The sequence below is a fragment of the Hymenobacter sp. YC55 genome (genome assembly GCF_029433095.1).
In the GTDB taxonomy this organism is placed as follows: Bacteria; Bacteroidota; Bacteroidia; order Cytophagales; family Hymenobacteraceae; genus Hymenobacter.
The window spans coordinates 1-22315 of sequence record NZ_JARNTX010000005.1 but is presented as its reverse complement, the minus strand read 5'-3'; the positions used below and the strand labels follow the sequence as shown (position 1 = coordinate 22315).

Genomic DNA, 22315 nt, shown 5'->3' with positions numbered 1-22315 from the left:
CTGTTCCACCATATGGCGTTTGCCTGCTTCGGAGAAATGCTCTGGGATGTGCTCCCAACAGGCAAACAGCCCGGTGGGGCTCCGCTTAATGTGGCGGTGCACTTGCACAACTTTGGGTTGAATGCCCAGCTCATTAGCCGAGTGGGCCACGACGACCTGGGCAGCGAATTGATGGCCTACGTCGAATCGACCGGCTTGTGTACTAGCTACGTGCAGCAGGGAGAAACGCACTTGACGGGAGTGGTCAAAGCCAATGTGAGCGACAGCAAAGAGGTGACTTACCAAATAGTAAAGCCTGTAGCCTGGGACTATATCCGCTACGATGCCGCCTTAACCGAACTAGTAGAGACCTCCGACGCATTCGTGTTCGGCAGTTTGGCTGCCCGCCTTTCTCCTTCACGTGAGACGCTGTATCGCCTACTCGAGCATGCTCGCTTTAAGGTGTTCGACGTGAACATGCGCCCGCCGCACTATACCCGCGAGGTGATAACCTACCTTTTGCAGCACAGCGACTTAGTGAAAATGAACCACCACGAATTAGCGGAAATTACGGGTTGGTTTGGCGTCAGCTCCGACGAAGAAACGGCCTTACACTGGCTCGCCGACCGATTTCAGCTGCAAGCAGTATGCGTCACGAAGGGGGCTGATGGAGCGGCACTGCGTGTAGGCCAACAGCACTTTCGCAGCCCCGGGATTACAGTACAGGTGCAGGATACTATTGGCAGCGGCGACGCCTTTCTGGCTGCTCTGCTACGGGGCTGGCTTACTGGTGAGCCACCAGGACAAAGCTTGGCCTTTGCTTGCGCGGCTGGCTCGTTGGTAGCTGCTCACCAAGGCGCAACGCCAGTTATTTCGGCCGAACAGGTAAGCGCCCTAGCTACTTCGTCCTCTTCGCGCTAAGTGGCCTTTAGCTGCTCTTAGTGTCCTCTCTCAAGTTGCTCAATATCACCACACTTGTAGACCTCCGCAAAGCTTTACGCCGGGGTAAATCAGGTCGAGTGCCTTTCAAATTTCCCACTTTTAACTTTTCACTCATGACCAACAACTGGTACAAACGGCACAAATCGTATGAGCAGTGGACTCCCATACGGGCGGGCGGCATCCCACCCGCGCTGCTCAAGCTGCTAGCCTTCAGCATGCTGCTCATCCTCATGCCTTTACTTAGCCAAGCACAAGGTACCCGGGCTATTTCTGGTAAGGTGGTTGACGCAAAATCCAACCCCTTGCCTGGGGTAACGGTCGTCGTGACGGGTACTACTGTCGGCGCCAGCACCGGAGCCGACGGTGGTTTCGAGTTGCAGGCCCCTGCTTCTGCCACCACGCTGACTATTTCCTACGTAGGCTTCACTTCTCAACAGGTAAGCATTACCGACAAAACCTCTGTTCAGGTAACGCTTCAGGAGAATACCCAAGCCCTCGGCGACGTAGTGGTGGTCGGCTACGGTACGGCCCGCAAGCAGGACGTAACCGGGGCCGTTGCGGTCATTGGCGAGAAGGACTTCAACCGGGGCACCTTCACCTCACCCGACCAGCTGCTTCAGGGACGGGTATCAGGGGTGCAGGTAAGCAACAACAGTGGCCAGCCAGGTGGGCCGTCCAGCATTCGTATCCGGGGCAACTCGGCCGTGACGGGCACAGGTCAGCCCTTGTACGTAGTAGACGGTGTACCACTTGATGGCCGCACAGCCCGGCCGGGGGCCGGATTGGCGTCCTCAATCGACGCTGGTGCCGGGGCCGACAGCAACCCGCTTAACTTCCTCAATCCTGATGATATTGAGACCTTTACTGTGCTCAAGGATGCTTCGGCTACGGCTATCTACGGCTCGCGGGCGGCATATGGGGTAGTGCTTATCACCACCAAAAAAGGCAACGCGGGTGCCCCAACGCTCAGCGTGGGAGCCTCCACCGGTTTCTCGAAGCTATTGCGCAGACCCGAATACCTCAACGCCAGCCAGTATCGTGAGGCGCTGGCCTACTACGGACTGCCCACCAGCGGACCTACTAGCGCCGACAAGGGCAGTAGCGTAGACGCCCTGGATGAGATTTTGCGCACTGGCTACTTCCAGAACTACAACGTGTCCATGAGCGGCGGCGGCGAAACTGGCCGTTACCGCCTCTCGCTGGGCTACCTCGACCAAGACGGTATCGTACGCAAAACCGGCTTCAAGAAGTACAGCGCAAACCTCTCGACCAACCTCCAATTTTTGGAAAGCAAGAAGCTGGGCGTGGACGTGAACATCTCTACCAGTCAATTCCGGGAAGGCCTTGCCAACATCACCACCGATGCTGGCTACCGGGGCAGCCTCATCGGGCAGGCCTTACAGTGGAACCCAACTCAGTCCCTACGCAACCCCGATGGTACGCTCTTCATTCAGCCCGGCGACGTAATTAACCCTCTCGCTGCCCAGGAGCTTTACGACGACAACTCACGGGTCAACACCGTACTGGCCAGCCTTGCACCCTCGTATAAGTTCACCGACTGGCTTAACTACCGCCTGCTGCTGAGCGTGAACTACAACAGTGGTGAGCGGCGCACGTCCATCGACCAACGTCTGATTAACTATCCAGGCATCCTCAACCAGGGCTTCGCCGCCATCAGCAACACCGAGCTGTCCACTCAGCAAATTGCCCATACCCTCAACTTCAATAAGGCCATCGTCACGGACCTGAATCTGAATGCAGTACTGGGCTACGAGTACACGAACTTCATCAACAAGGGTTCTAGCTTGAGCGGTTTCGGCAATGCGGCTGCAGGCGGCTTTGGCAGCCTCGGTCTCGACTACACCGACTACATTCAGACGAGCTCTACCGGCAACCGTAGCATCCGCTCGTTCAACGACCCTACGTATGAGCTACAATCGTATTTCGGGCGGGCTATTTTCAACTTCAAGGAGCGCTACGTACTGACTGGTACAATACGCCGCGACGAGAGCAGCAAATTCGGCTCCAACAACCGGGTGGGTTACTTCCCCTCCTTCGCTGCAGCGTGGGACTTGAGCAAAGAGGCCTTCTTCCCAGCCGAACAGCTAACACAACTTAAGCTGCGGGCCGGCTACGGCTTGACCGGTAACCAAGAGTTTCCGGCCGGAGCGGCGCAGGACCGTTTTGAAATACTCGACAACGGGGCACAACGGCCCTCCACTAGCCGCAACGTAGATTTGAAATGGCAATCGGACCGCCAATTCAACGTCGGCATCGACATCGGGGCATTTAATAACCGCCTCACTTTCTCAGCCGACTACTTCAACAAAGCCACTTCAGACATCCTGTTTCCCACTATCCCAGGCCAGCCCGCCCCGCAGGTACAAGCCCTTTATTGGAAAAACCTTGACGGCAAAATCGTGAACAAGGGGGTAGAAATGGCTTTGAATACCACCTTAGTGAGCACCGAGAAAGCAGATGTGAGCTTCAATGCTAACGCTACGTTCATTCGCAACGAAGTGAAGGATTTGGAAGGTGCAGCCATCATCACGGGAGCTATCAACGGGCAGGGGCTGTCGGGAGCTACATCGCAGCTCATCACCAACGGCTACCCCATCAACGCCTTCTTTTTGAGGGAATACGCAGGCTTAGATGACAGTGGTAGATCTCTCTATCCCAACGGGGATCTGGCGACTTACGCGGGCAGCCCCAACCCCCGCACGTTGCTAGGCTTTGGCTTAAATGCCCGCTATAGCAAGCTCTCTTTGGTGGCAAACATGACGGGCGTGTTTGGTCAGTACATCTATAATAACACGCTCAACGCCGTAGGCAACATCGGTCAGATTGGAGCCAGCAAAAACATTGCTCTTTCTACGTTTAGGAGTTCGGTCAAAGAAGCGCTTGGCAACGCAGGGTCTGCTTCCACGCGTTACCTGGAAAAAGGCGACTTCCTGAAGATGTCCAACCTAACACTTGCTTATGACTTGGGCAACGTGGCCGGCTTCGTGAAGGGCGCCCGCGTGTACGTAACGGGTCAGAACCTGTTTGTTATCACCAACTACGACGGGTTTGACCCAGAAGTTAACACCGTGAAAACTGGGGCCAACCGAGTGCCTTCTGTCGGCATCGACTATTTGCCTTACCCTAGCGCCCGCACTTTCACGCTCGGAGTCAACTTCAACCTGTAACACTTGATTTTTTGCTGCCATATGAAACTCTCTAATATTGTACGTGCGGCCGCCGTGCTGGCACTGCTCCAGGGGGCCGCAAGCTGCGAGCTTGACGAAAAGCTGCAAGGTGAGCTAACACCCGACCAAATTCCGAAGGGTGACCCAGCTGCCCTGCTCCAGGGCGTTTACAACGCCCAGCGCGACCCCATCCAGGGCCACGTCAGCGTATTTGCTCTGCAGGAAGTATCCAGTGATGCCCGTATCATGCCTACCCGCGGGCCTGACTGGGACGACAACGGCAAGTGGCGGGCACTTTACAACCATACCTGGGATGGTAATAACGAGCGGGTGCGTGACACCTTCAATCAGTTAGAAGGCATCATTTTTGCCTCCACTGACCTATTGCGCTTTGGTCCTACGCAGCAACAGCAAGCCGAAGCACGGTTTATTCGTGCCTGGGCCACGTATCTACTGCTCGACCTCTACGACCAAGTGTTGTACCGGGAGCCAGGCGAACAGCTGAGTAATTTAGCCAGGGTACGTAAGGGTACAGAGGCCCTCGACTTCGTTGTAAGTGAGTTGAACGAGATTCAGAAAGACTTGCCCGACGCGCCCGTCAGCCGCGCTACCAAGGATGCCGCCCGCGTACTGCTAATGAAGTGCTACCTGAACAAGGGTGTGTACGCCAACCGGCAGTCACCAACCTTCGCCGCGGCCGATATGAATCAGGTAATCCGGCTGGCCGACGAGATAATCAACAGCAACAAGTACTCGTTTACGCCTAACTACTTCGACAATTTCGCGCCTAACAACACGGCAATTGGGCGGGAAAACATCTACACCCAGGAAAACACGTACGGTAACAGCGGCCCGGTGCGCGACTTGTGGAAGTTCGTGTCGCACTACAACATGCGGCCCGTTGATGGCTACAACGGTCCAGCCGCAACGGCCGAGGCGTATGACTTGTTTGAGGCTGGCGACAAGCGCCGCGGTGTGGCCTATGACTCACCGGATGGCCCCCCCAACCCTGGTCGGCGCATCAATGCGGGTTATCTTATTGGGCAACAGTACAATTTGATTACTGATGCTCCGCTCACCACACGGGGCGGCGGCCCCTTAGCTTTCACCAAGGACATCAACTTGTTTGAAACCGGTCCTGACCTTGAAGCCAAAGGTATCCGACCCATCAAGTATCCTGTCGACTACGCGAGCGAAGCCCAGGGTGGCAACGGAGCCAATAACGACCACGTGACCTTCCGACTAGCCGATGTACTGTTGATGAAGGCCGAAGCCATTCTGCGTGGCGGCACGGCTACCAGCGCTGGCACGTACGGAGCTACGCCGCTTGCCATCGTCAACTCCCTTCGCACACATCCCTCGCGCGGAGCTAGCGCCCTGACCTCACTTACCCTCAACGTATTGCTTGATGAGCGAGGCCGTGAGCTTTACAGTGAGTCGTGGCGGCGGCAAGACATGATTCGGTTTGGTACCTTCTTGCGAGCCCGGAAAGACAAGCCCGAGAGCAATCCGAAATACCTAGTGTATCCCGTGCCGCAAAACCAGGTAGATATCAACAGCAACATCACCCAGAATCCGGGCTACTAAAGTAGAAGCAGGAAAAATCGAAACGTATTCTGCACAGTAAGCAGGCCGTTGGTTGGCTGCCAGTTAGCATTCAATCAACGGCTTGTTTGCGTATTGCTTGGCCTTTATTACCCGATGAGAAACGCCTTTCTACTACTTGCTACAGCTCTGCTGCTAACCTTACTTGGCTGTGGCGATTCACCGAAAACGGTGGACAAGAGCCCGTCCTCGGCGAAACCGGCAGCCTCGGACGCAAGCAATACTTGGTGGAAAGAAACGGTGGTCTACCAAATCTACCCGCGCAGCTTTCAGGACAGCAATGGGGATGGAGTAGGCGACCTGCGCGGCCTTACCTCGCGCCTCGATTATCTGAAAAGCCTGGGGGTAGGTACTATTTGGCTGAATCCTATTTATGCTTCGCCCAACGACGACAACGGCTACGACATCTCCGACTATCGCCAGATCATGCCGGAGTTTGGCACGATGGCAGACTTCGATGCGCTGCTCAAAGGCTTGCACCAGCGCGATATTAAGCTGGTGATGGACTTGGTAGTCAACCACAGCAGCGACGAACACGAATGGTTTAAACAAGCCCGCAGCTCACGCACCAATCCTTACCGCAACTACTACCACTGGTGGCCCGCCGAAAAAGGCAAGCCTACACCCCGGTGGAGCTTCTTCGACGTCAACAGCGACGCCTGGAAGTACGATTCACTCACGAACTCCTACTACCTGCATTACTTCTCGCGCAAGCAACCCGACTTGAACTGGGAGAACCCTAAGCTGCGCCAAGAAGTGTACCAGCTCATGCGCTTCTGGCTCGACAAAGGCATCGATGGGTTTCGCTTGGATGCATTTCAGTTTGCTGCCAAAGACACCACCTTCCCGCGCTTTCCCGCGGGGTATGAAAAGAACATCATCAAGTACTACGGGCACGGCCCGCACCTGCACGACTACTTGCAGGAGATGAACCGGGAGGTACTCAGCAAGTACAACGTCATGACCGTGGCCGAAGGTGCAGGCAGTGGGCCCTCCGACGCCATGCTCTTTGTCGACCCGGCTCGTAAAGAGCTGAACATGGCCTACCATTTCGAGGGGGTAGACCTTGGCAATGGTCCGAAACTCTACCAACTAAGAGAGTTCAAACGAATATACACCCGTTGGGACAGTGCGTTTGCCACCAAAGGCTGGCTTTCTATTTTCCTAGGCAACCACGACCAACCCCGAATGGTCAGCAAGTTTGGCGATGATAGTCCTGCCTTTCGGGCCCCGTCTTCCAAGCTGCTCACCACCTTTATCTTGACAATGCGGGGCACGCCCTACTACTATAACGGCGACGAGCTAGGCATGACCAATATCAAGTTCACGTCCATCAACGACTACCGCGACGTGGCCACCCGCAACGAGTATCAGCGCCTGAAAGCGCAAGGCGGCGACTTACCAGCATTTCTGACGTTGGCCCAGCGCGTCGCCCGCGACAATGGCCGGACGCCCTATCAGTGGGATGCCAGTACGAATGCGGGTTTCACCACGGGCACACCTTGGCTGAAAATCAATCCTAACTACCCACAGGTAAACATGGCCGTGGAGGACAAAGACCCTAATTCCGTCCTCAACTATTTCCGCAAGGCAATAACTACCCGCAAACAGCATAAAGTACTGGTATACGGGCAGTACCAAGTGCTCGACGAAGCCAACCCGCATATCTACGCTTACACGCGCACCCAGGGCAATGAAAAGGTATTGGTTGTGCTCAACTTTTCATCGGAACCCCGCAAATGGGCTTTGCCTACTGGCTTGAAGCTGAATGGAGAACCCTGGCTCAACAATTACCCCACGTTTGCCCCAGCCGCCACCCTAGCCCTACAACCTTGGCAGGCCTTGGTCGTGCCTCTACACTAAGCTCATCCTGCACTTAACGGTTTTCTTAGCAGCTTACGCTATCAGCGGCTAGTGCCGCCTTGTTGCTCTTTCGTCCATCCCTACAAGAATCAGAATCTTCGCTTCTTCGCTCGCATGCTGCAAACCAAGTTCCTTTCAGTCCGCTTTTACCTGTGCGCGCTAACACTGCTGTTGCTTGCAACCTCTGGGCCAGCAAATGCCCAGCAGCCTGACCCTTGGCGCATCGTGGCCGACAAGGTTGACCCAGCCACTTATTATGGCGTCACGGTGGCTAATGGCATGCTAGGCATTGTCTCGTCACCGGAGCCATTTCAGGTGAAGGCAGTGGTGCTGGCCGGAGCTTACGACCAGTACGGGCGGGGCCGGGTCAGCAACTTTCTCAACAGCTTCAACCTGCTGAATATGTACCTGGAGGTGGACGGCAAGCGGCTGTCCGGCAAGGACGTTTCCAACTTCCGGCAGCAGCTGGATATGCGTCACGCGTCCCTCACTACTACCTTCGACTACGCCGATAAAGCGACCATCACCTACACCCACTATGCCTTGCGCCACCTGCCGTTTACTGGCCTGATGGAAGTATCGGTGACAGCTAAGAAGGACGTAAGCCTCACAGCTGCCAGCGTGATGGATGCGCCCGACGCGTTGCGCGACGTGCAGAACTACTACAACGAAATAAACCGGCCGCATGCCACGCTTAGCTTGCTGACGTCTTCGGGCCGGAGCGCTACTGGCAAGCTGCAATTATGCGCCTCGACTAGCTTTCTTTTCGACGAGCCACACGGGCAAGAACCACGCGTGATTCACGAAATGTGGGACAGCAACATGCACCTGATGAAATTCGGCAAGGCCTTGAAAGCTGGGCAGAGCTACACCTACGCCGTGGCAGGCTCGTCTATCACGTCAGCTCACCACGCCGATCCGCTCAACGAAGCCGAACGCCTAACCATCTTCGCCCGGCTCGAAGGCAAGCAACGCCTGCTGGCTTTTCATGCCAAAGCTTGGGACGAACTTTGGAAAAGCGACATTCAAATAACTGGTGACGCGCAGGCTCAGCAGGATGTGCATAGCATGTTGTATCACCTCTACAGCTTTTCGCGCGCCGGCACCGACTATTCCCCCTCTCCTATGGGCTTATCTGGCCTGGGTTACAACGGGCACGTATTCTGGGATTCCGACCTGTGGATGTATCCGGCGCTGCTCGTGATGCACCCCGAAATTGCCAAGTCACTGATTGAGTATCGCTTTCGTCGGCTGGCGCCAGCGCGCAACAACGCTTTTGCCCACGGCTATCAAGGGGCTATGTACCCCTGGGAAAGCGCCGATTCGGGCGTGGAAGAAACACCGGTCTGGGCACTAAGTGGGCCGTTCGAGCACCACATTACCGCCGACGTGGCGCTAGCCGCTTGGCAATACTACTGCGTGACGCAAGACAAGGCCTGGTTGCGGGAGAAAGGATGGCCCATCCTGTCGGCTACCGCCGACTTTTGGGCGAGCCGGGTGGAACGCAACGGTCCGGGCCACTACGACATCAAAAATGTGGTGGCTGCCGACGAGTGGGCCGAGAATGTCGACAACAATGCCTTCACCAACGCAGCGGCCCAAGTGAACCTGCAAAACGCTACCGCGGCTGCCAAACTACTGGGCTTGCCTGCCAACCCTGACTGGCAGCATGTGGCTCAGAACATTCCCCTACTACGCTTCCCCGACGGCGTCACCCAGGAACATGCCTCCTACAAAGGCGAAGGCATCAAGCAAGGCGACGTAAACCTGCTGGCCTATCCGCTGAACGTTATTACCGCTCCAGCACAAATCAAAAAAGACTTGGTGTACTATGAAACGCGTGTACCCAACGAAGGTACCCCCGCCATGACCCAGGCCATCTTCGCCTTGCTTTATGCCCGCCTCGGTGACGGCGACAAAGCCCAGCACTTTTTTCAGGATTCATATCAGCCTAACCTGCTCCCACCATTCCGGGTAATTGCCGAAACTAAGGGCGGCACTAATCCTTACTTCGCTACGGGTGCGGGGGGGGTATTGCAAGCCGTACTGATGGGCTTTGGTGGGCTCGATATTACCGCCAACGGTATCCGTCAAGTTAAAACTACCTTGCCCAAAGGCTGGCAGTCGGTGAAGATTACTGGGGTCGGTACGCAGCGCAAAACCTATACAGTAACCCGCTAACTACTTGTCTCGAAAAATTTTTGCCAGGTACATAAAATTAAATTTAGGAGCATTCTGACATTTCTTGCGGGGTTAATGAACAGAAATTATTTCCTGAATATGCGTGCTAAAACGTATTAGTAGACTGCATTCCAACTACCTTTCCAGCTAATACACTTAGGTTTGCAGTGAGTTTTGGTGGCTGCTAGGGTACTGACAACGTTTGCGATAGCAAGCAAATAAGAGCGCATGTTTCTTGCAATCGATAGCGGCCTCGTGAAAACCTTGAAAAAAATATAATCAAAGGGTGATAAATTATTTATTATCATTACCAACCGCCGAGGCATCATTGCCCGGATTTGCTGTTTGCCAATCGGGCTCAGCTCTTTTCAGCAACCACTGATTCCCACCTTATCATTGTTCCATATCATGGAAAAAAACACATATGATGCTATCGTCATAGGCTCTGGTATATCCGGCGGCATGGCCGCAAAAGAGCTGACCGAAAAAGGCTTGAAAACTATCATGCTGGAGCGGGGGCGCAACATCGAGCACATCAAGGACTACGTGAATGCCAACAAGAACCCGTGGGAGTTTCCACACCGGGGCGGCAAAACGCAGCAGATGATTGAGGATTATCCGGTGCTCGGCCGCGACTACACTCTCAACGAAAGCAACCTCGAGTACTGGGTCAACGAAAAAGAAAGCCCATACGTGGAAATTAAGCCCTTCGACTGGTTTCGGGGCTACCACGTAGGAGGCCGCTCCCTGATGTGGGGCCGGCAGTCGTATCGCCTAAGCGATTATGACTTCGAAGCCAATGCTAAAGATGGCATTGCGGTAGACTGGCCTATCCGCTACAAGGATTTGGCACCTTGGTATAGCAAAGTCGAGAAATTTGTGGGCATTAGCGGTTCCAAGGAAGGCCTGCCCCAGCTCCCCGATGGCGAGTTCATGCCACCTATGGAAATGAACATCGTGGAGAAAGATGTGGCGGCCCGCATCAAAAAGAACTACGAGCACCGGCGCATGGTCATTGGCCGTACGGCTAACATCACCCAGAACCACAACAACCGCGTAAGTTGCCAATACCGCAACAAATGCTGGCTCGGCTGCCAGTTTGGAGCGTATTACAGCACTCAATCGGCGGCGCTGCCTGCGGCTGTGGCTACCGGTAACCTAACGTTGCGCCCGTTTTCTATCGTTACGCGCATTCTTTACGACAAAGACACCAAGCGCGCTAAGGGTGTGGAGGTGCTTGACGCCGAAACCAACCAAACCTACGAGTACTACGCTAAGGTCATTTTCCTGAATGCCTCGGCCCTGAACTCGGCGTGGGTGCTGCTGAATTCTGCTACCGACGTATGGCCTGGTGGCCTAGGCAGCAGCAGCGGAGAACTTGGCCACAACCTAATGGACCACCACTTCCGGGCTGGAGCCCGTGGCACTGCGGAAGGCTACGAAGATAAATACGTGTACGGACGCCGGGCCAATGGTATTTACGTACCACGCTACCGCAACCTGTTCGGCGACAAGCGCAACTACATCCGCGGATTTGGCTATCAAGGCAGCGCGGGCCGCGAAGGTTGGTCACGCGAAATCCCTGAAATGAACATTGGGGGCGAGTTTAAGGATGCATTGACCGAGCCCGGCCAATGGGGTATGGGTCTGACTGGTTTCGGAGAAACGCTTCCCTACCACGACAACCAAGTTACGCTCGACAAAACCAAGAAAGATAAATGGGGGCTACCCGTCCTCGCCATTGACGCCCACATCCGCGACAACGAGCAGAAAATGCGCGTTGATATGATGAATGACGCCCAGGAAATGCTGGAGAAGGCTGGGCTGAAAAACGTGAAGACCTATAACGGCGGCTACAACCTAGGTGGTGGCATCCACGAAATGGGCACTGCGCGCATGGGCCGCGACCCGAAAACGTCGGTGCTCAACCAATTCAACCAAGTGTGGGACGCCCCTAACGTGTACGTAACCGATGGTGCTTGCATGACCTCAGCTGCCTGCCAGAACCCTTCTCTAACTTATATGGCTCTCACCGCCCGGGCTGTGGATCATGCTGTGGGCGAATTAAAGAAGCAAAACGTTTAAGCTCCACCGTTATGAACCGCAGAGACGCCCTCGCCCGAGTTGCCCTCATTATGGGCAGCACCGTAATCGGTGCCGACTTTTTCTTGACTGGCTGCAGCTCGCCTGCCAAGAAAGACGCGCAAACGGGTACCGAAAAGCCCGTTGCCGCCGCCAAACCGAAAGATGTATTAAACCAAAAGCAGATTCAACTGCTCGACGAAGTAGGCGAAACCATTTTGCCAACTACCAAAACGCCCGGAGCAAAAGCCGCGCAGGTGGGCAGCTTTATGGCCGTAATGGTTCGAGACTGCTACACGCCCGAAGATCAAAAGGTATTCCTCAACGGCCTCACCCAGTTGGATAACGATTGCAAAAAGCAGTACGGCAAGACGTTCATGGAGTGTGATGCCACCCAGCGGACTGCTTTCCTGACGGCACGTGATAAAGAGCAGAAAGCCTTCACTGCCAACCAGCGCAAGGACGACCCAAGCCGGTATTTCCGGATGATGAAAGAGCTAACGCTGCTAGGCTACTTTACTTCGGAAGTAGGTGCCACCAAAGCGTTGCGCTACTTGCCCATTCCCGGCCGCTACGATGGCGATGTGGCCTACAAAAAAGGCGACCGAGCCTGGGCTACCACCTAAGGTATCGACCTTCTGGAGGGCGCGCTTCGCGCCTGATCTAGCTATTTACCGCGACGTTCGCTGGTGTGCCTAGCATATCAGCGAACGTCTCGATAAGTAGACGCATCACTAAGCATCCTGCATCCTACATATCTGCATTCTGACTGCCCAACCCATCTTAGCTTATGACCCCTACCATTCGCTTTAAATTGTCCCTGATGATGTTCCTGGAGTTTTTCATCTGGGGCGCCTGGTTTGTAACGTTGGGTACGTACTTGCTGCAAAACTTGCATACCACTGGCACGCAGGTTGGGGTAGCGGTGCTTACGCAGTCCATCGGGGCTATTGTAGCTCCATTCATCATCGGGCTGATTGCCGACCGGTTTTTCTCGGCTCAGAAGATCCTTGGGGTGTTGCACTTGGCTGGAGCTGCCCTGCTCTGGCGGGCTTCCATGGCTGCTGATTTTAACAGCTTCTACCCTAGCATCCTCACCTACATGATTTTGTACATGCCCACGCTGGCTTTGGTGAATTCCATTTCCTTCCGGCAGATGCAAAATCCACAGAAGGAATTTGCTATGATCCGGGTACTGGGCACGCTAGGTTGGATTATTGCCGGTCTTACTATTGGTTGGTTGCAGTGGGAGCAAAAAGACGCGAATGGCCTAACTTCCCTAGGACTTACGTTTAGAATGGCAGCTGGTGCTTCAGCTATACTTGGCTTGTTTAGCTTCACCTTGCCTCCTACGCCGCCTATCAAAAAAGAAGGCAAAAGCAGCATCGGCGACATGCTCGGACTGGAAGCTATTGGCCTGCTGAAAAACCGCTCGTATTTGATTTTCTTCCTGGCGTCGGTGGCTATCTGTGTGCCTCTCTCCTTCTATTACGGCTTCACTAACCCATTTCTCAACGAATCGGGCATGAAATCGGCAGCCGGTATTCAAAGCTTAGGGCAAGTATCGGAAGTGTTGTTCATGCTGCTGATACCCGTGTTTTTCGTTCGCCTTGGCGTCAAGAAAATGCTGGCCATCGGCATGTTGGCTTGGGTGATTCGGTATTTGTTTTTTGCCTACGGCAACGGCGAATCTTCGTATTGGATGCTAGTTGTGGGCATCGTGTTGCACGGTATCTGCTACGACTTCTTCTTTGTTACGGGCCAGATTTACACCGACAACCTAGCCGGTGAGCAGTCAAAGAGCGCCGCTCAAGGCTTTATCACACTCGCCACCTACGGAGTGGGGATGCTGCTTGGCTCACTGCTTTCGGGGCAAATTGTGGATGCGCACAAAACCAGCGACACACTGCACGATTGGCAAACCATCTGGCTAATTCCAGCTGCTATTGCGGCGGGGGTGTTGGTAGTGTTCCTGCTGTTGTTCCGCGACAAAAACGCCCCTGTACCCGCTGAAGAAATCAGTTATGCCGAGGCCAATGCGCGCCTCGAGGTATAAGACCATTCACCACAAAATCCACACATGAAACTACGACTGGGCATGATAGGCGGCGGGCAAGGTGCCTTTATTGGAGCCGTGCACCGCTTAGCCGCCGCCCTCGACGGCATGTATGAATTAACGGCTGGCGCTTTCAGCAGTGACGCCGAAAAATCTCAGGCCACTGGCGTAAGCTTGGGCCTTTCCGCCGACCGAGTATATGCCTCTTATCAAGAGCTGATCGAACAAGAAAAGCAGTGCCCCGAAGCCGAGCGGGTACAGGTCATCACCATCGTGACGCCCAATCACCTGCACTTCGAGCCGGCCCGGCTGGCCCTAGAAAACGGCTTCCACGTTGTCCTCGACAAGCCTATGACGTTCTCACTGGCCGAGGCAAAACAACTAGAGCAAGTAGCCGCCGCCAGCGGCAAAAAGCTGTGTTTGACCCATACCTACTCCGGCTACCCTATGGTGAAGGAAGCCCGCCAATTGGTTGCCAACGCCACCATCGGCAAGGTCCGAAAGGTATATGTTGAGTATCCGCAGGGCTGGCTAAGCAACTTCGAAGAAGGCGGCGACAACAAGCAGGCTGCCTGGCGTACCGACCCTGCCCGTAGCGGCATAGCTGGGTCCATGGGCGACATTGGCACTCACGCCTTCAACCTGTTGGAGTACGTGACGGGGCTACAAGTAACTCAGCTCTGTGCCGACATCAACATTGTAGTAGCCGGCCGCCAGCTCGACGATGATGGGTCTGTGCTGCTAAAGCTTTCCAACGGGGCCAGTGCTGTACTCATGGCTTCGCAGATTGCTGCTGGCGAAGAAAACAACATCCGCATCCGGGTGTATGGCGAGCTAGGTGGCCTGGAATGGCAGCAAGCTGATGCCAACACCTTACAGGTGAAGTGGCTTAACAAACCAACCGAAATTCGGCGGACTGGCGCTGGCTACGTCAGCTCTTTTGCGCAGCATAATACGCGCACCCCAGCGGGCCACCCCGAAGGCTACCTAGAAGCATTTGCCAATCTTTACCGCAATTTCGCTCTGACTTTGCAAGCCGAGCTAACCGGCAAAACAGCTTCGCCCGAAGCTCTAGATTACCCGAGCATAGCCGAAGGCGTGCGGGGTATGGCTTTCATCGAAAGTGTTATTGCCTCGGGCAAATCCGATAAAAAGTGGACTGATTTCCTCGTCTAAGCTACCTATGAAAACTATTCAGGGACCCGCTATTTTCCTGGCTCAATTCATCAGCGACGAGCCGCCCTTCAACAGCTTAGAGTCCATTTGTGCTTGGGCCGCTAGCCTGGGCTACAAGGGAGTGCAGATACCTACCACCGACCCGCGCTTCATCGACTTGCAGAAGGCAGCTGAAAGCAAGACGTACGCCGACGAAATAACGGGCATCGTGCAGGCAGCTGGGCTCCAAATCACCGAGCTTTCCACGCACTTGCAAGGTCAGCTAGTGGCCGTAAATCCTGCCTATGACCAGTTGTTTGACGGTTTCGCCCCAGAGGCCTACCGCAACAATCCTTCAGCTAGGCAACAATGGGCTGTGCAGCAGTTGCACTATGCGGCCAAGGCCTCACAGAATTTAGGTCTTAAGGCGCATGCCAGCTTCAGCGGGGCCTTGCTTTGGCCTATGGTGTATCCTTGGCCCCAACGGCCTGCTGGTTTAGTAGATACAGGTTTTACGGAGCTTGCCCGCCGCTGGACGCCCATTCTCAACGCCTTTGATGAATGCGGTGTAGACTTGTGCTACGAGGTGCACGCCGGCGAGGACTTGCACGACGGCGTGACCTACGAGATGTTTCTCGACAAAGTCAACCATCACCCACGTGCCTGCTTACTCTATGATCCTTCGCACTTCATCCTACAGTGCCTCGACTACCTAGAGTACATCGACCTCTACCACGAGCGCATCAAGATGTTCCACGTCAAGGATGCCGAGTTCAACCCTAGCGGCCGGCAGGGCGTGTATGGAGGCTATCAGAGCTGGCTCGATCGTGCTGGGCGCTTCCGCTCGCTCGGCGATGGACAAGTAGATTTCAAGGCCATTTTCAGCAAGCTCGCTGCCTACGACTTTCCTGGGTGGGCGGTATTGGAATGGGAATGTGCTATTAAGCATCCCGAAGACGGTGCGCGCGAGGGCGCTCCATTCATCAAAGACCACATCATCCGGGTCACCGACAAAGCCTTCGACGACTTTGCTGGTACTGGCACTGATGCCGATTTCAACAAAACCCTACTAGGGCTATAATTCATCTTATATGAAAAACCCCATTCTTTTCCTTGCTGTAGGTGCCATGCTCGCCGCTTGCGGATCGGAGCCTAAAAGCAACAGCGCCAACGAACCTTCCATGCAGGCCGCATCATCCGAAGAATTGAATAGCGACAGTGCTTCGGCTACCAACCTTTCGGCCGTTGCCCACCAGCCGCAAGTCGACACCAACGTCACGAAGATTGGCACCGAGCATGCCGGCGGCGTAGTAGCCAAGGGCGCCAAGCTCATCACATCATCAGACTGCACCAGCTGTCACAAAGAGCGCGACAGACTAGTTGGCCCCGCTTACTCGGCCGTTGCTGAAAAGTACCCTTCCACGGATGCCAATATCACCATGCTGGCCAACAAAATTATCCAGGGCGGTAAAGGCAACTGGGGTGAGATTCCAATGACACCCCATCCGGATTTGGCAGTAGCAGATGCCAAGGAAATGGCCAAGTACATTCTGAGCTTGAAATAGGCAGTGACCACGGGCACATAGCCCTTCCTGCACGTTTATCAACCTTACCATAAACTCGCCATGGCCCCGCTTCCAAACCGTCGCACGGTGCTCAAGAATATTCTGGCCAGCACGGCCGTAGCCGGAACCACGGGCGGCCTAAGCGCTTTTATGCCTGAAACCCAGCCCACCGAAGCTCCTGACCTCAAGAATAACATCAATCATTCGGTTTGCCGTTGGTGCTTCAACGACATGCCGCTCGAGCAGCTGTGTGAGTCGGCCAAGAGTATGGGCATCAAGGGTATCGACTTGGTAGGACCCAAAGAGTGGCCAACCCTGAAAAAGTATGGTTTGGATTCGTCCATGTGCAATGGGGCGGAAATAAACCTGACAGATGGCTTCAACGACCCGAAGTACCATGCTACTCTGCTGAAGAATTACTCGGAAATGATTCCGTTAGTGGCCAAGGCTGGATACAAGAACCTGATATGCTTCAGCGGTAGCCGCCGGGGCATGGACGATGAAACAGGGTTAAACAACAGCGTGAAAGGTCTCAGACCACTGGTTGATTTAGCCGCCAAGCACAAAGTCGTGCTGGTGATGGAGCTGCTCAACAGCAAGATCGACCACAAAGATTATCAGTGCGACCGGACGTCGTGGGGAGTAGCACTGGCCAAAAAGCTAGGCTCAGAAAACTTCAAGCTACTCTACGACATCTACCACATGCAGATTGATGAGGGGGATGTAATTCGCAACATCACCGATAATCACGCTTACATCGCCCACTACCATACGGCGGGCGTACCAGGCCGCAACGAAATAGACGACACGCAGGAACTCTATTATCCGGCTATTATGCGGGCTATTAAAGCTACCGGATTCAAAGGCTATGTGGCGCAGGAATTTATTCCCAAGCAAGCCGACAAGCTAGCTTCTCTGAGAAAAGCTATTCAGCTATGTGACGTTTGATAGGCCCGCTACTTCCTTCTGCCATTCCTTTTACCTTCCTTACCATGATGCAAAGAAGATCTTTCTTAAAGCAGGCCAGCCTGCTGTCAGCGTTATCTGTGGTAGCGCCTAGTAGCTTGTTGGCTGCTCCATCTTCCCTAAAAGTTGGGCTGCAACTGTACACGCTGCGCGACTACATTGGCAAGGATGTGAAAGGTGTACTTGCTAAAGTAGCCAAGGCCGGCTATCAGGAAGTGGAAACCTATGGCTATAGCAAGGAAAACGGGTTTTGGGGCATGAGTCCCGCCGAATTTAAGGCAGTCTTGACAGCCAATGGCCTAACTTCTTCTAGTGGGCACTATGAGATGAATGGTTTCGTGCGGGACGGCAACCCTGAAGCACTGAACTCCTATATCGAAGCTGCCAAGGCTTGCGGCCAAACGTATATAGTAGTTCCTCACCTCGACGACAAGCTCCGCACATCAGTAGCCGACTTCAAATCCATTGCTGAGAGGGTTAACAAAGCTGGTGAACTATGCAAAGCGGCTGGTTTACGGGTAGCCTACCACAACCATGATTTCGAATATAAGGCTATAGGTGGCGTCACGCTGTTCGATGTATTGCTCAAGGAAACCGATCCAGCTTTAGTGGACTTCGAGCTCGATTTGTATTGGGTGGTACGCGCAGGTCTCGACCCTGTCAAGCTGATGGCGGCTAATCCCAAGCGCATCACTATGTGGCATGTCAAGGACATGGACAAAGCTCAGCCCGAGCACAACACCGAAGTAGGTGCAGGCAGTATCAACTTCAAAAAAATATTCCAGAGTTCATCCTCCGGAGTGAAGCACATCTTCATGGAGCAAGAATACTTTGCAATGGATGCCTACCAAAGCATCACGCAAAGTGCTGCCTATATCAAGAAGAATCTACTGACTTAGTGTTTAAAACACTCTAGTAGCACAATCTTTTACGGCTCATGCCTCCTAGCGTGGTATTCCTACGCACAGTACACCCTGCTCTAAAATCCCACCCGCTCTTATTGTTCTTCACATGAAAGTATCTCTTCTCGTTGCCACTGCACTGTTTATACATAGTGCTGAGACTGTAATGGCCCAGCAAGCTGGTAAGCCGGAAGACACCGAAGTTTGGGAACCTGTACCCAAAGTAGTGACCCCAGGTCCGAGCAGCACCGCCGCTCCTTCCGACGCTCTCATACTTTTCGACGGTAAAAACCTTGATCAGTGGGTATCAACCGAAGATCGTGCTACTCCTGCTAAGTGGACAGTAGCCGGCGGGTTGATGACGGTGAACAAAACAGCCGGTAACATTGAAACCAAACGATCGTTCACTAATTATCAATTGCACCTAGAATGGCGCGTACCCGCCAATATTAGTGGTACAGGCCAAGCCCGAGGCAATAGCGGCTTGTTTCTAGCTTCTATTGGTAAAGGCGACCTAGGTTACGAGCTCCAAATCTTGGACTCCTACAACAACAAGACCTACGTCAACGGCATGGCGGGCAGCATTTACAAGCAAATCATTCCGCTGGCCAATCCTACACGCAAGCCTGGTGAGTGGCAGACCTACGATGTAATCTGGACAGCGCCAACTTTTGCTGCTGGTGGCGCTGTCCAAACTCCCGCTAGAGTAACTGTTCTTTTCAATGGGGTACTCGTTCAAAACAACGTTACCCTAGCAGGACCAACTGTGTACATCGGTAAGCCTGCATATCAGAGCCATGGTGCGGCTCCCATTAAGCTTCAATCTCACGGCGACAAGAGTGAGCCATTGAGCTTCCGTAATATCTGGATACGGGAGCTGCCAGCAGCAAGCCAATAGCCAACCTACTTAGAAGCAGCGACGCTATACCAAGTTCTTCTTGATATAGTTAATACTTTTGGTAACGCTATCAAAAGGTGAACCTGGAGTCGCATCCTGTTCCACAAAAAAGTATTGCAAGCCAGCTTGATCAGCTTGAGCGAATATCTTTTTGAAGTCGATGCTACCATTGCCAACTTCTGTAAACGCTTGTTGCGGCGTTCTATCCATGTCCTTCACGTGCCAGAGCGGGAACCGGCCAGGATGCTGCTTAAATAAGGCCAGTGGGTCCTGCTTGGCTTTGCTTACCCAGTACAAGTCCAGCTCCATCTTTACCAACTGCTTATCAGTCTCGCTAAGCAATAGGTTAAATGGCATCTGTCCATCCTGAGCTTGGAATTCGAAATCATGATTGTGATAGCAAAGCTGTAGGCCTGCTTTCTTGCAGCGCTCCCCAGCCTTATTCAACTGCTCGGCTACGTACTTGTAATGGTCTATGTTGCCACGTTCCGCTTCTGATAAGTAAGCGCATACCATGTATTTAACCCCGGCGGCAGCAGCGTCGTCTACCGCTTGGTCCCAACCATGCAACATCGTTCCTTGTACCGGCGCCCCTTTCATCTGCTCTTCGCCCAACCGATAATGGCTGCTAGGCATTATCAAGCCGTTTTGCTTCAACAAAGCCGCAAATGCCTTGGAGGTCATACCATAGAATTTCTGCGAACCAGTGTAAGTAGCGCCCTCTACTGAATTGTACCCAATCTTAGCAAGTTTAGCCAAAGTCCCTGCTGGATCTTTTTCCATAGCTTCACGCACGGTATAAAGTTGTAAACCTACGTAGCGTTTATTGTAAGCTAAAAGTGAGGGTGAAATCAATAAGCCAGTTGAAAGTAAGGCAGCAGAGGTTAAAAAGGATCTTCGGGTAGTCATGATGAGTGGGAAGAGAAGAGTGGGAAGAACAATCCGGGGCAAATGAAGACATACAAGTTGATCCAGAGTAAAATTTTATTTACTCTAGAATATAAACCCGCTGAAAGAGGATACCTACTTATTGCTAATCTCAAGCAAGAAAAATGAACCTTTGAAGAAACAATCTATGCCTAATCCGCAATGCATAGACAACTATTGTTCCAGTTGTGATAAATAAAACTCTAAATATTCGATATAACAAAACAAAAGTCGATATACAGTACGTATAAAGCTAATATTAAAAAATACAATTAAATTATATTAGTACTAATTTTAATGATAAACTCCTACCTTGTTTAGACTAGCAGCTTTCTAGTATTTAGAACATCGTAACAAGCAATGTTATCGAAAGGACAACTTTACTGTAAATATGTGACGTTGTACTAAATCTCAATTGGCTTGATCTATGCTAATACTTTCATCTCCATCCTGTTTTAAACAAGCTTTTCATTAAGCTCCTTTTTTTACTCTCCATGCCTAATCAGCAACTTCACTCATCGCGCTTTAGCCGTCTTCTTACCTATGGATTAGCAGTATTTGCGGCTCCCCTGCTTCTAGTTGCTTGCAATGGCAACGACATCGATATTGATGAGCTAAACGCGCAAGCTCTACTACGCCAGAAGCAAGTTCAAAAAGCTGATTCTCTGGCTATCACTAAATACATTGCTGATAGTAGCTTCACTAATGTGCAACGGCAACCATCAGGACTTTATATTGTTACAAAGAAGGCCGGAACAGGTGCTTTACCACAAGTAGGTCAGCAAGCATCAGTCATTTACAAAGGCACTTTTCTCAACAATCGCATATTCGATCAATCAAGACCCGGAGCGGATGGTAAGATCGAACCATTCACTTTTTTACTTGGTAGAGGCCAAGTTATTGCTGGGTGGGACGAAGGCATTGGGTTAATGCGTAAAGGACAAAAAGCCATTTTGTTAATTCCCTCAGCTCTGGCCTATGGACCATCTGGCGCACAAAATACCATTCCTCCAGACACTCCTTTACGCTTTGATGTAGAGTTAATAGATGTGAAGTAGCATGACGCTGACTATCTAAAAAAGAGCGGAGCCTTAGCAATATGCTAAGGCTCCGCTCTTTTTTAGATAGTCAGCGTCTTCTATAACGTTGCTCAGGACGAAACGGCTGCTTATCAATATTACTGGTTCCTGGCGTTTTAGCATGAAAACTAGGTAATACTGATGCTTTTAATTCTTGTTTTGCCGCTGCAGCATCGTCTATAGTCTGTAAAGCCCTGGATTCTTGCCATTCCATAAAAGCATTCCTTATCTTTTGCTGAGTATATGGCAAGTAAAATTGAACTAGATCTTGATTTCGGTTAGTCTTCAGCGAAATCAACTTAGTCATCGATGTATCTTCTTTTCTCATGAATAAAGGCGACTTAGAACAATACTTTAATAATAAGCAATAATGTATAAGTATAAATGCTATAACAGGATATGGATTAAAAATTTAAAACAGATGTATGACAGTCATACAATAAACCATAAAAAAGCTGCCTTCTGCAACTCTAGAGAGCGCAAAAGGCGGTGGATCCTCGGACCCACCGCCTTTTATGTACATCTACCCGGCTGCGACTGCCTGGAAACAAGTTCGCCCCTCAACGGCACAGGGCCGGAGGGGCGAACAGGTAGTACAGTAAGGTTGGCGGCGACCGACTCTCCCACCGATGAAGGCAGTACCATAGGCGCTCCGGGGCTTAACGACTCTGTTCGGAATGGGAAGAGGTGAACACCCGGGCTAAAGCCACCATTACTGGTGTCATACGCGGCCCTTACACGACCACATATGCATAAATCATTGACACAGATAACAAGTAAGAAGTTAAAAGAGCATGTGTTAGCGAAGCGTTCGGCTCATTAGTACGGGTCAGCTGTGGCATTCCGGCCTCTACACTTCCCGCCTATCAACGTGGTCATCTCCCACGAGCCTTCCTATATCGGAGATCTCATCTTCAGGTGAGTTTC

17 protein-coding genes and 2 rRNA genes are annotated in these 22315 nt (G+C 52.7%); 15 read left to right on the top strand and 4 right to left on the bottom strand.

Annotated elements, in window-relative coordinates; translation table 11 throughout:
• Nucleotides 1–12 precede the first annotated feature (12 nt).
• From P1X16_RS25055 to P1X16_RS24990, 14 genes are all read left to right on the top strand, one after another.
• Complete coding sequence (locus P1X16_RS25055; RefSeq protein ID WP_277234918.1) at nucleotides 13–900, top strand: carbohydrate kinase; 888 nt, start codon at nucleotides 13–15, stop codon at nucleotides 898–900.
• Between the two features lie 134 nt (nucleotides 901–1034).
• Nucleotides 1035–4109: a SusC/RagA family TonB-linked outer membrane protein gene (locus P1X16_RS25050; RefSeq protein WP_277234917.1), complete on the top strand. Its 3075-nt coding sequence runs from the start codon at nucleotides 1035–1037 to the stop codon at nucleotides 4107–4109.
• A gap of 21 nt (nucleotides 4110–4130) precedes the next feature.
• Nucleotides 4131–5696, top strand: a complete 1566-nt coding sequence (locus P1X16_RS25045) for a RagB/SusD family nutrient uptake outer membrane protein (protein WP_277234916.1) — start codon at nucleotides 4131–4133, stop codon at nucleotides 5694–5696.
• A gap of 114 nt (nucleotides 5697–5810) precedes the next feature.
• The gene (locus P1X16_RS25040) at nucleotides 5811–7577 is read left to right on the top strand and encodes an alpha-glucosidase (RefSeq protein ID WP_277234915.1); all 1767 of its coding nucleotides are present in this window, start codon (nucleotides 5811–5813) and stop codon (nucleotides 7575–7577) included.
• A gap of 171 nt (nucleotides 7578–7748) precedes the next feature.
• On the top strand, nucleotides 7749–9758 hold the full coding sequence (locus P1X16_RS25035; protein WP_277234914.1) for a glycoside hydrolase family 65 protein: 2010 nt from the start codon (nucleotides 7749–7751) through the stop codon (nucleotides 9756–9758).
• Between the two features lie 408 nt (nucleotides 9759–10166).
• Nucleotides 10167–11843, top strand: coding sequence for a GMC family oxidoreductase (locus tag P1X16_RS25030; protein WP_277234913.1), 1677 nt, complete (start codon nucleotides 10167–10169; stop codon nucleotides 11841–11843).
• Nucleotides 11844–11854: 11 nt separating this feature from the next.
• Nucleotides 11855–12466, top strand: coding sequence for a gluconate 2-dehydrogenase subunit 3 family protein (locus P1X16_RS25025; protein ID WP_277234912.1), 612 nt, complete (start codon nucleotides 11855–11857; stop codon nucleotides 12464–12466).
• A gap of 164 nt (nucleotides 12467–12630) precedes the next feature.
• The gene (locus P1X16_RS25020) at nucleotides 12631–13896 is read left to right on the top strand and encodes a nucleoside permease (protein ID WP_277234911.1); all 1266 of its coding nucleotides are present in this window, start codon (nucleotides 12631–12633) and stop codon (nucleotides 13894–13896) included.
• Between the two features lie 24 nt (nucleotides 13897–13920).
• On the top strand, nucleotides 13921–15072 hold the full coding sequence (locus tag P1X16_RS25015; protein WP_277234910.1) for a Gfo/Idh/MocA family oxidoreductase: 1152 nt from the start codon (nucleotides 13921–13923) through the stop codon (nucleotides 15070–15072).
• A 7-nt stretch (nucleotides 15073–15079) separates the two neighbouring features.
• Nucleotides 15080–16132 (top strand): sugar phosphate isomerase/epimerase, encoded by a 1053-nt coding sequence (locus tag P1X16_RS25010; RefSeq protein WP_277234909.1) that lies wholly within the window; start codon nucleotides 15080–15082, stop codon nucleotides 16130–16132.
• Between the two features lie 10 nt (nucleotides 16133–16142).
• Nucleotides 16143–16616 carry a c-type cytochrome gene (locus P1X16_RS25005; protein ID WP_277234908.1) on the top strand — a complete coding sequence of 158 codons (474 nt, stop codon included), beginning with the start codon at nucleotides 16143–16145 and terminating at the stop codon, nucleotides 16614–16616.
• 60 nt (nucleotides 16617–16676) lie between these two features.
• Nucleotides 16677–17564 carry a TIM barrel protein gene (locus P1X16_RS25000; RefSeq protein ID WP_277234907.1) on the top strand — a complete coding sequence of 296 codons (888 nt, stop codon included), beginning with the start codon at nucleotides 16677–16679 and terminating at the stop codon, nucleotides 17562–17564.
• Nucleotides 17565–17608: 44 nt separating this feature from the next.
• Complete coding sequence (locus tag P1X16_RS24995; RefSeq protein WP_277234906.1) at nucleotides 17609–18481, top strand: sugar phosphate isomerase/epimerase; 873 nt, start codon at nucleotides 17609–17611, stop codon at nucleotides 18479–18481.
• Nucleotides 18482–18593: 112 nt separating this feature from the next.
• A complete protein-coding gene (locus tag P1X16_RS24990) occupies nucleotides 18594–19382 on the top strand; it encodes a DUF1080 domain-containing protein (RefSeq protein WP_277234905.1) in 789 nt (262 codons plus the stop codon).
• Nucleotides 19383–19406: 24 nt separating this feature from the next.
• On the opposite strand, the gene P1X16_RS24985 is transcribed toward P1X16_RS24990, so the two are convergent.
• Entirely contained in the window at nucleotides 19407–20291 is an 885-nt protein-coding gene (locus tag P1X16_RS24985) for a sugar phosphate isomerase/epimerase (RefSeq protein ID WP_277234904.1), read from the bottom strand.
• Nucleotides 20292–20803: 512 nt separating this feature from the next.
• Here P1X16_RS24985 and P1X16_RS24980 point away from each other — a divergent pair.
• Nucleotides 20804–21367: an FKBP-type peptidyl-prolyl cis-trans isomerase gene (locus P1X16_RS24980; protein WP_277234903.1), complete on the top strand. Its 564-nt coding sequence runs from the start codon at nucleotides 20804–20806 to the stop codon at nucleotides 21365–21367.
• Between the two features lie 70 nt (nucleotides 21368–21437).
• Here P1X16_RS24980 and P1X16_RS24975 read toward each other — a convergent pair whose 3' ends face one another.
• The 3 genes from P1X16_RS24975 to P1X16_RS24965 form a co-directional block, all read right to left on the bottom strand.
• Nucleotides 21438–21716 carry a hypothetical protein gene (locus P1X16_RS24975; protein ID WP_277234902.1) on the bottom strand — a complete coding sequence of 93 codons (279 nt, stop codon included), beginning with the start codon at nucleotides 21714–21716 and terminating at the stop codon, nucleotides 21438–21440.
• 274 nt (nucleotides 21717–21990) lie between these two features.
• Nucleotides 21991–22102, bottom strand: a 5S ribosomal RNA gene (gene rrf, locus P1X16_RS24970).
• A gap of 85 nt (nucleotides 22103–22187) precedes the next feature.
• Nucleotides 22188–22315, bottom strand: a 23S ribosomal RNA gene (locus tag P1X16_RS24965); the annotation flags it as partial.

Coding starts and splice junctions, on each gene's coding strand:
- P1X16_RS25055 (WP_277234918.1), top strand. CDS start 13: ATGGCGTTTGCCTGCTTCGGAGAAATGCTCTGGGATGTGCTCCCAACA.
- P1X16_RS25045 (WP_277234916.1), top strand. CDS start 4,131: ATGAAACTCTCTAATATTGTACGTGCGGCCGCCGTGCTGGCACTGCTC.
- P1X16_RS24975 (WP_277234902.1), bottom strand. CDS start 21,716: ATGAGAAAAGAAGATACATCGATGACTAAGTTGATTTCGCTGAAGACT.
- P1X16_RS24990 (WP_277234905.1), top strand. CDS start 18,594: ATGAAAGTATCTCTTCTCGTTGCCACTGCACTGTTTATACATAGTGCT.
- P1X16_RS25020 (WP_277234911.1), top strand. CDS start 12,631: ATGACCCCTACCATTCGCTTTAAATTGTCCCTGATGATGTTCCTGGAG.
- P1X16_RS25030 (WP_277234913.1), top strand. CDS start 10,167: ATGGAAAAAAACACATATGATGCTATCGTCATAGGCTCTGGTATATCC.
- P1X16_RS24995 (WP_277234906.1), top strand. CDS start 17,609: ATGATGCAAAGAAGATCTTTCTTAAAGCAGGCCAGCCTGCTGTCAGCG.
- P1X16_RS25005 (WP_277234908.1), top strand. CDS start 16,143: ATGAAAAACCCCATTCTTTTCCTTGCTGTAGGTGCCATGCTCGCCGCT.
- P1X16_RS24980 (WP_277234903.1), top strand. CDS start 20,804: ATGCCTAATCAGCAACTTCACTCATCGCGCTTTAGCCGTCTTCTTACC.
- P1X16_RS25025 (WP_277234912.1), top strand. CDS start 11,855: ATGAACCGCAGAGACGCCCTCGCCCGAGTTGCCCTCATTATGGGCAGC.
- P1X16_RS24985 (WP_277234904.1), bottom strand. CDS start 20,291: ATGACTACCCGAAGATCCTTTTTAACCTCTGCTGCCTTACTTTCAACT.
- P1X16_RS25050 (WP_277234917.1), top strand. CDS start 1,035: ATGACCAACAACTGGTACAAACGGCACAAATCGTATGAGCAGTGGACT.
- P1X16_RS25015 (WP_277234910.1), top strand. CDS start 13,921: ATGAAACTACGACTGGGCATGATAGGCGGCGGGCAAGGTGCCTTTATT.
- P1X16_RS25040 (WP_277234915.1), top strand. CDS start 5,811: ATGAGAAACGCCTTTCTACTACTTGCTACAGCTCTGCTGCTAACCTTA.
- P1X16_RS25010 (WP_277234909.1), top strand. CDS start 15,080: ATGAAAACTATTCAGGGACCCGCTATTTTCCTGGCTCAATTCATCAGC.
- P1X16_RS25000 (WP_277234907.1), top strand. CDS start 16,677: ATGGCCCCGCTTCCAAACCGTCGCACGGTGCTCAAGAATATTCTGGCC.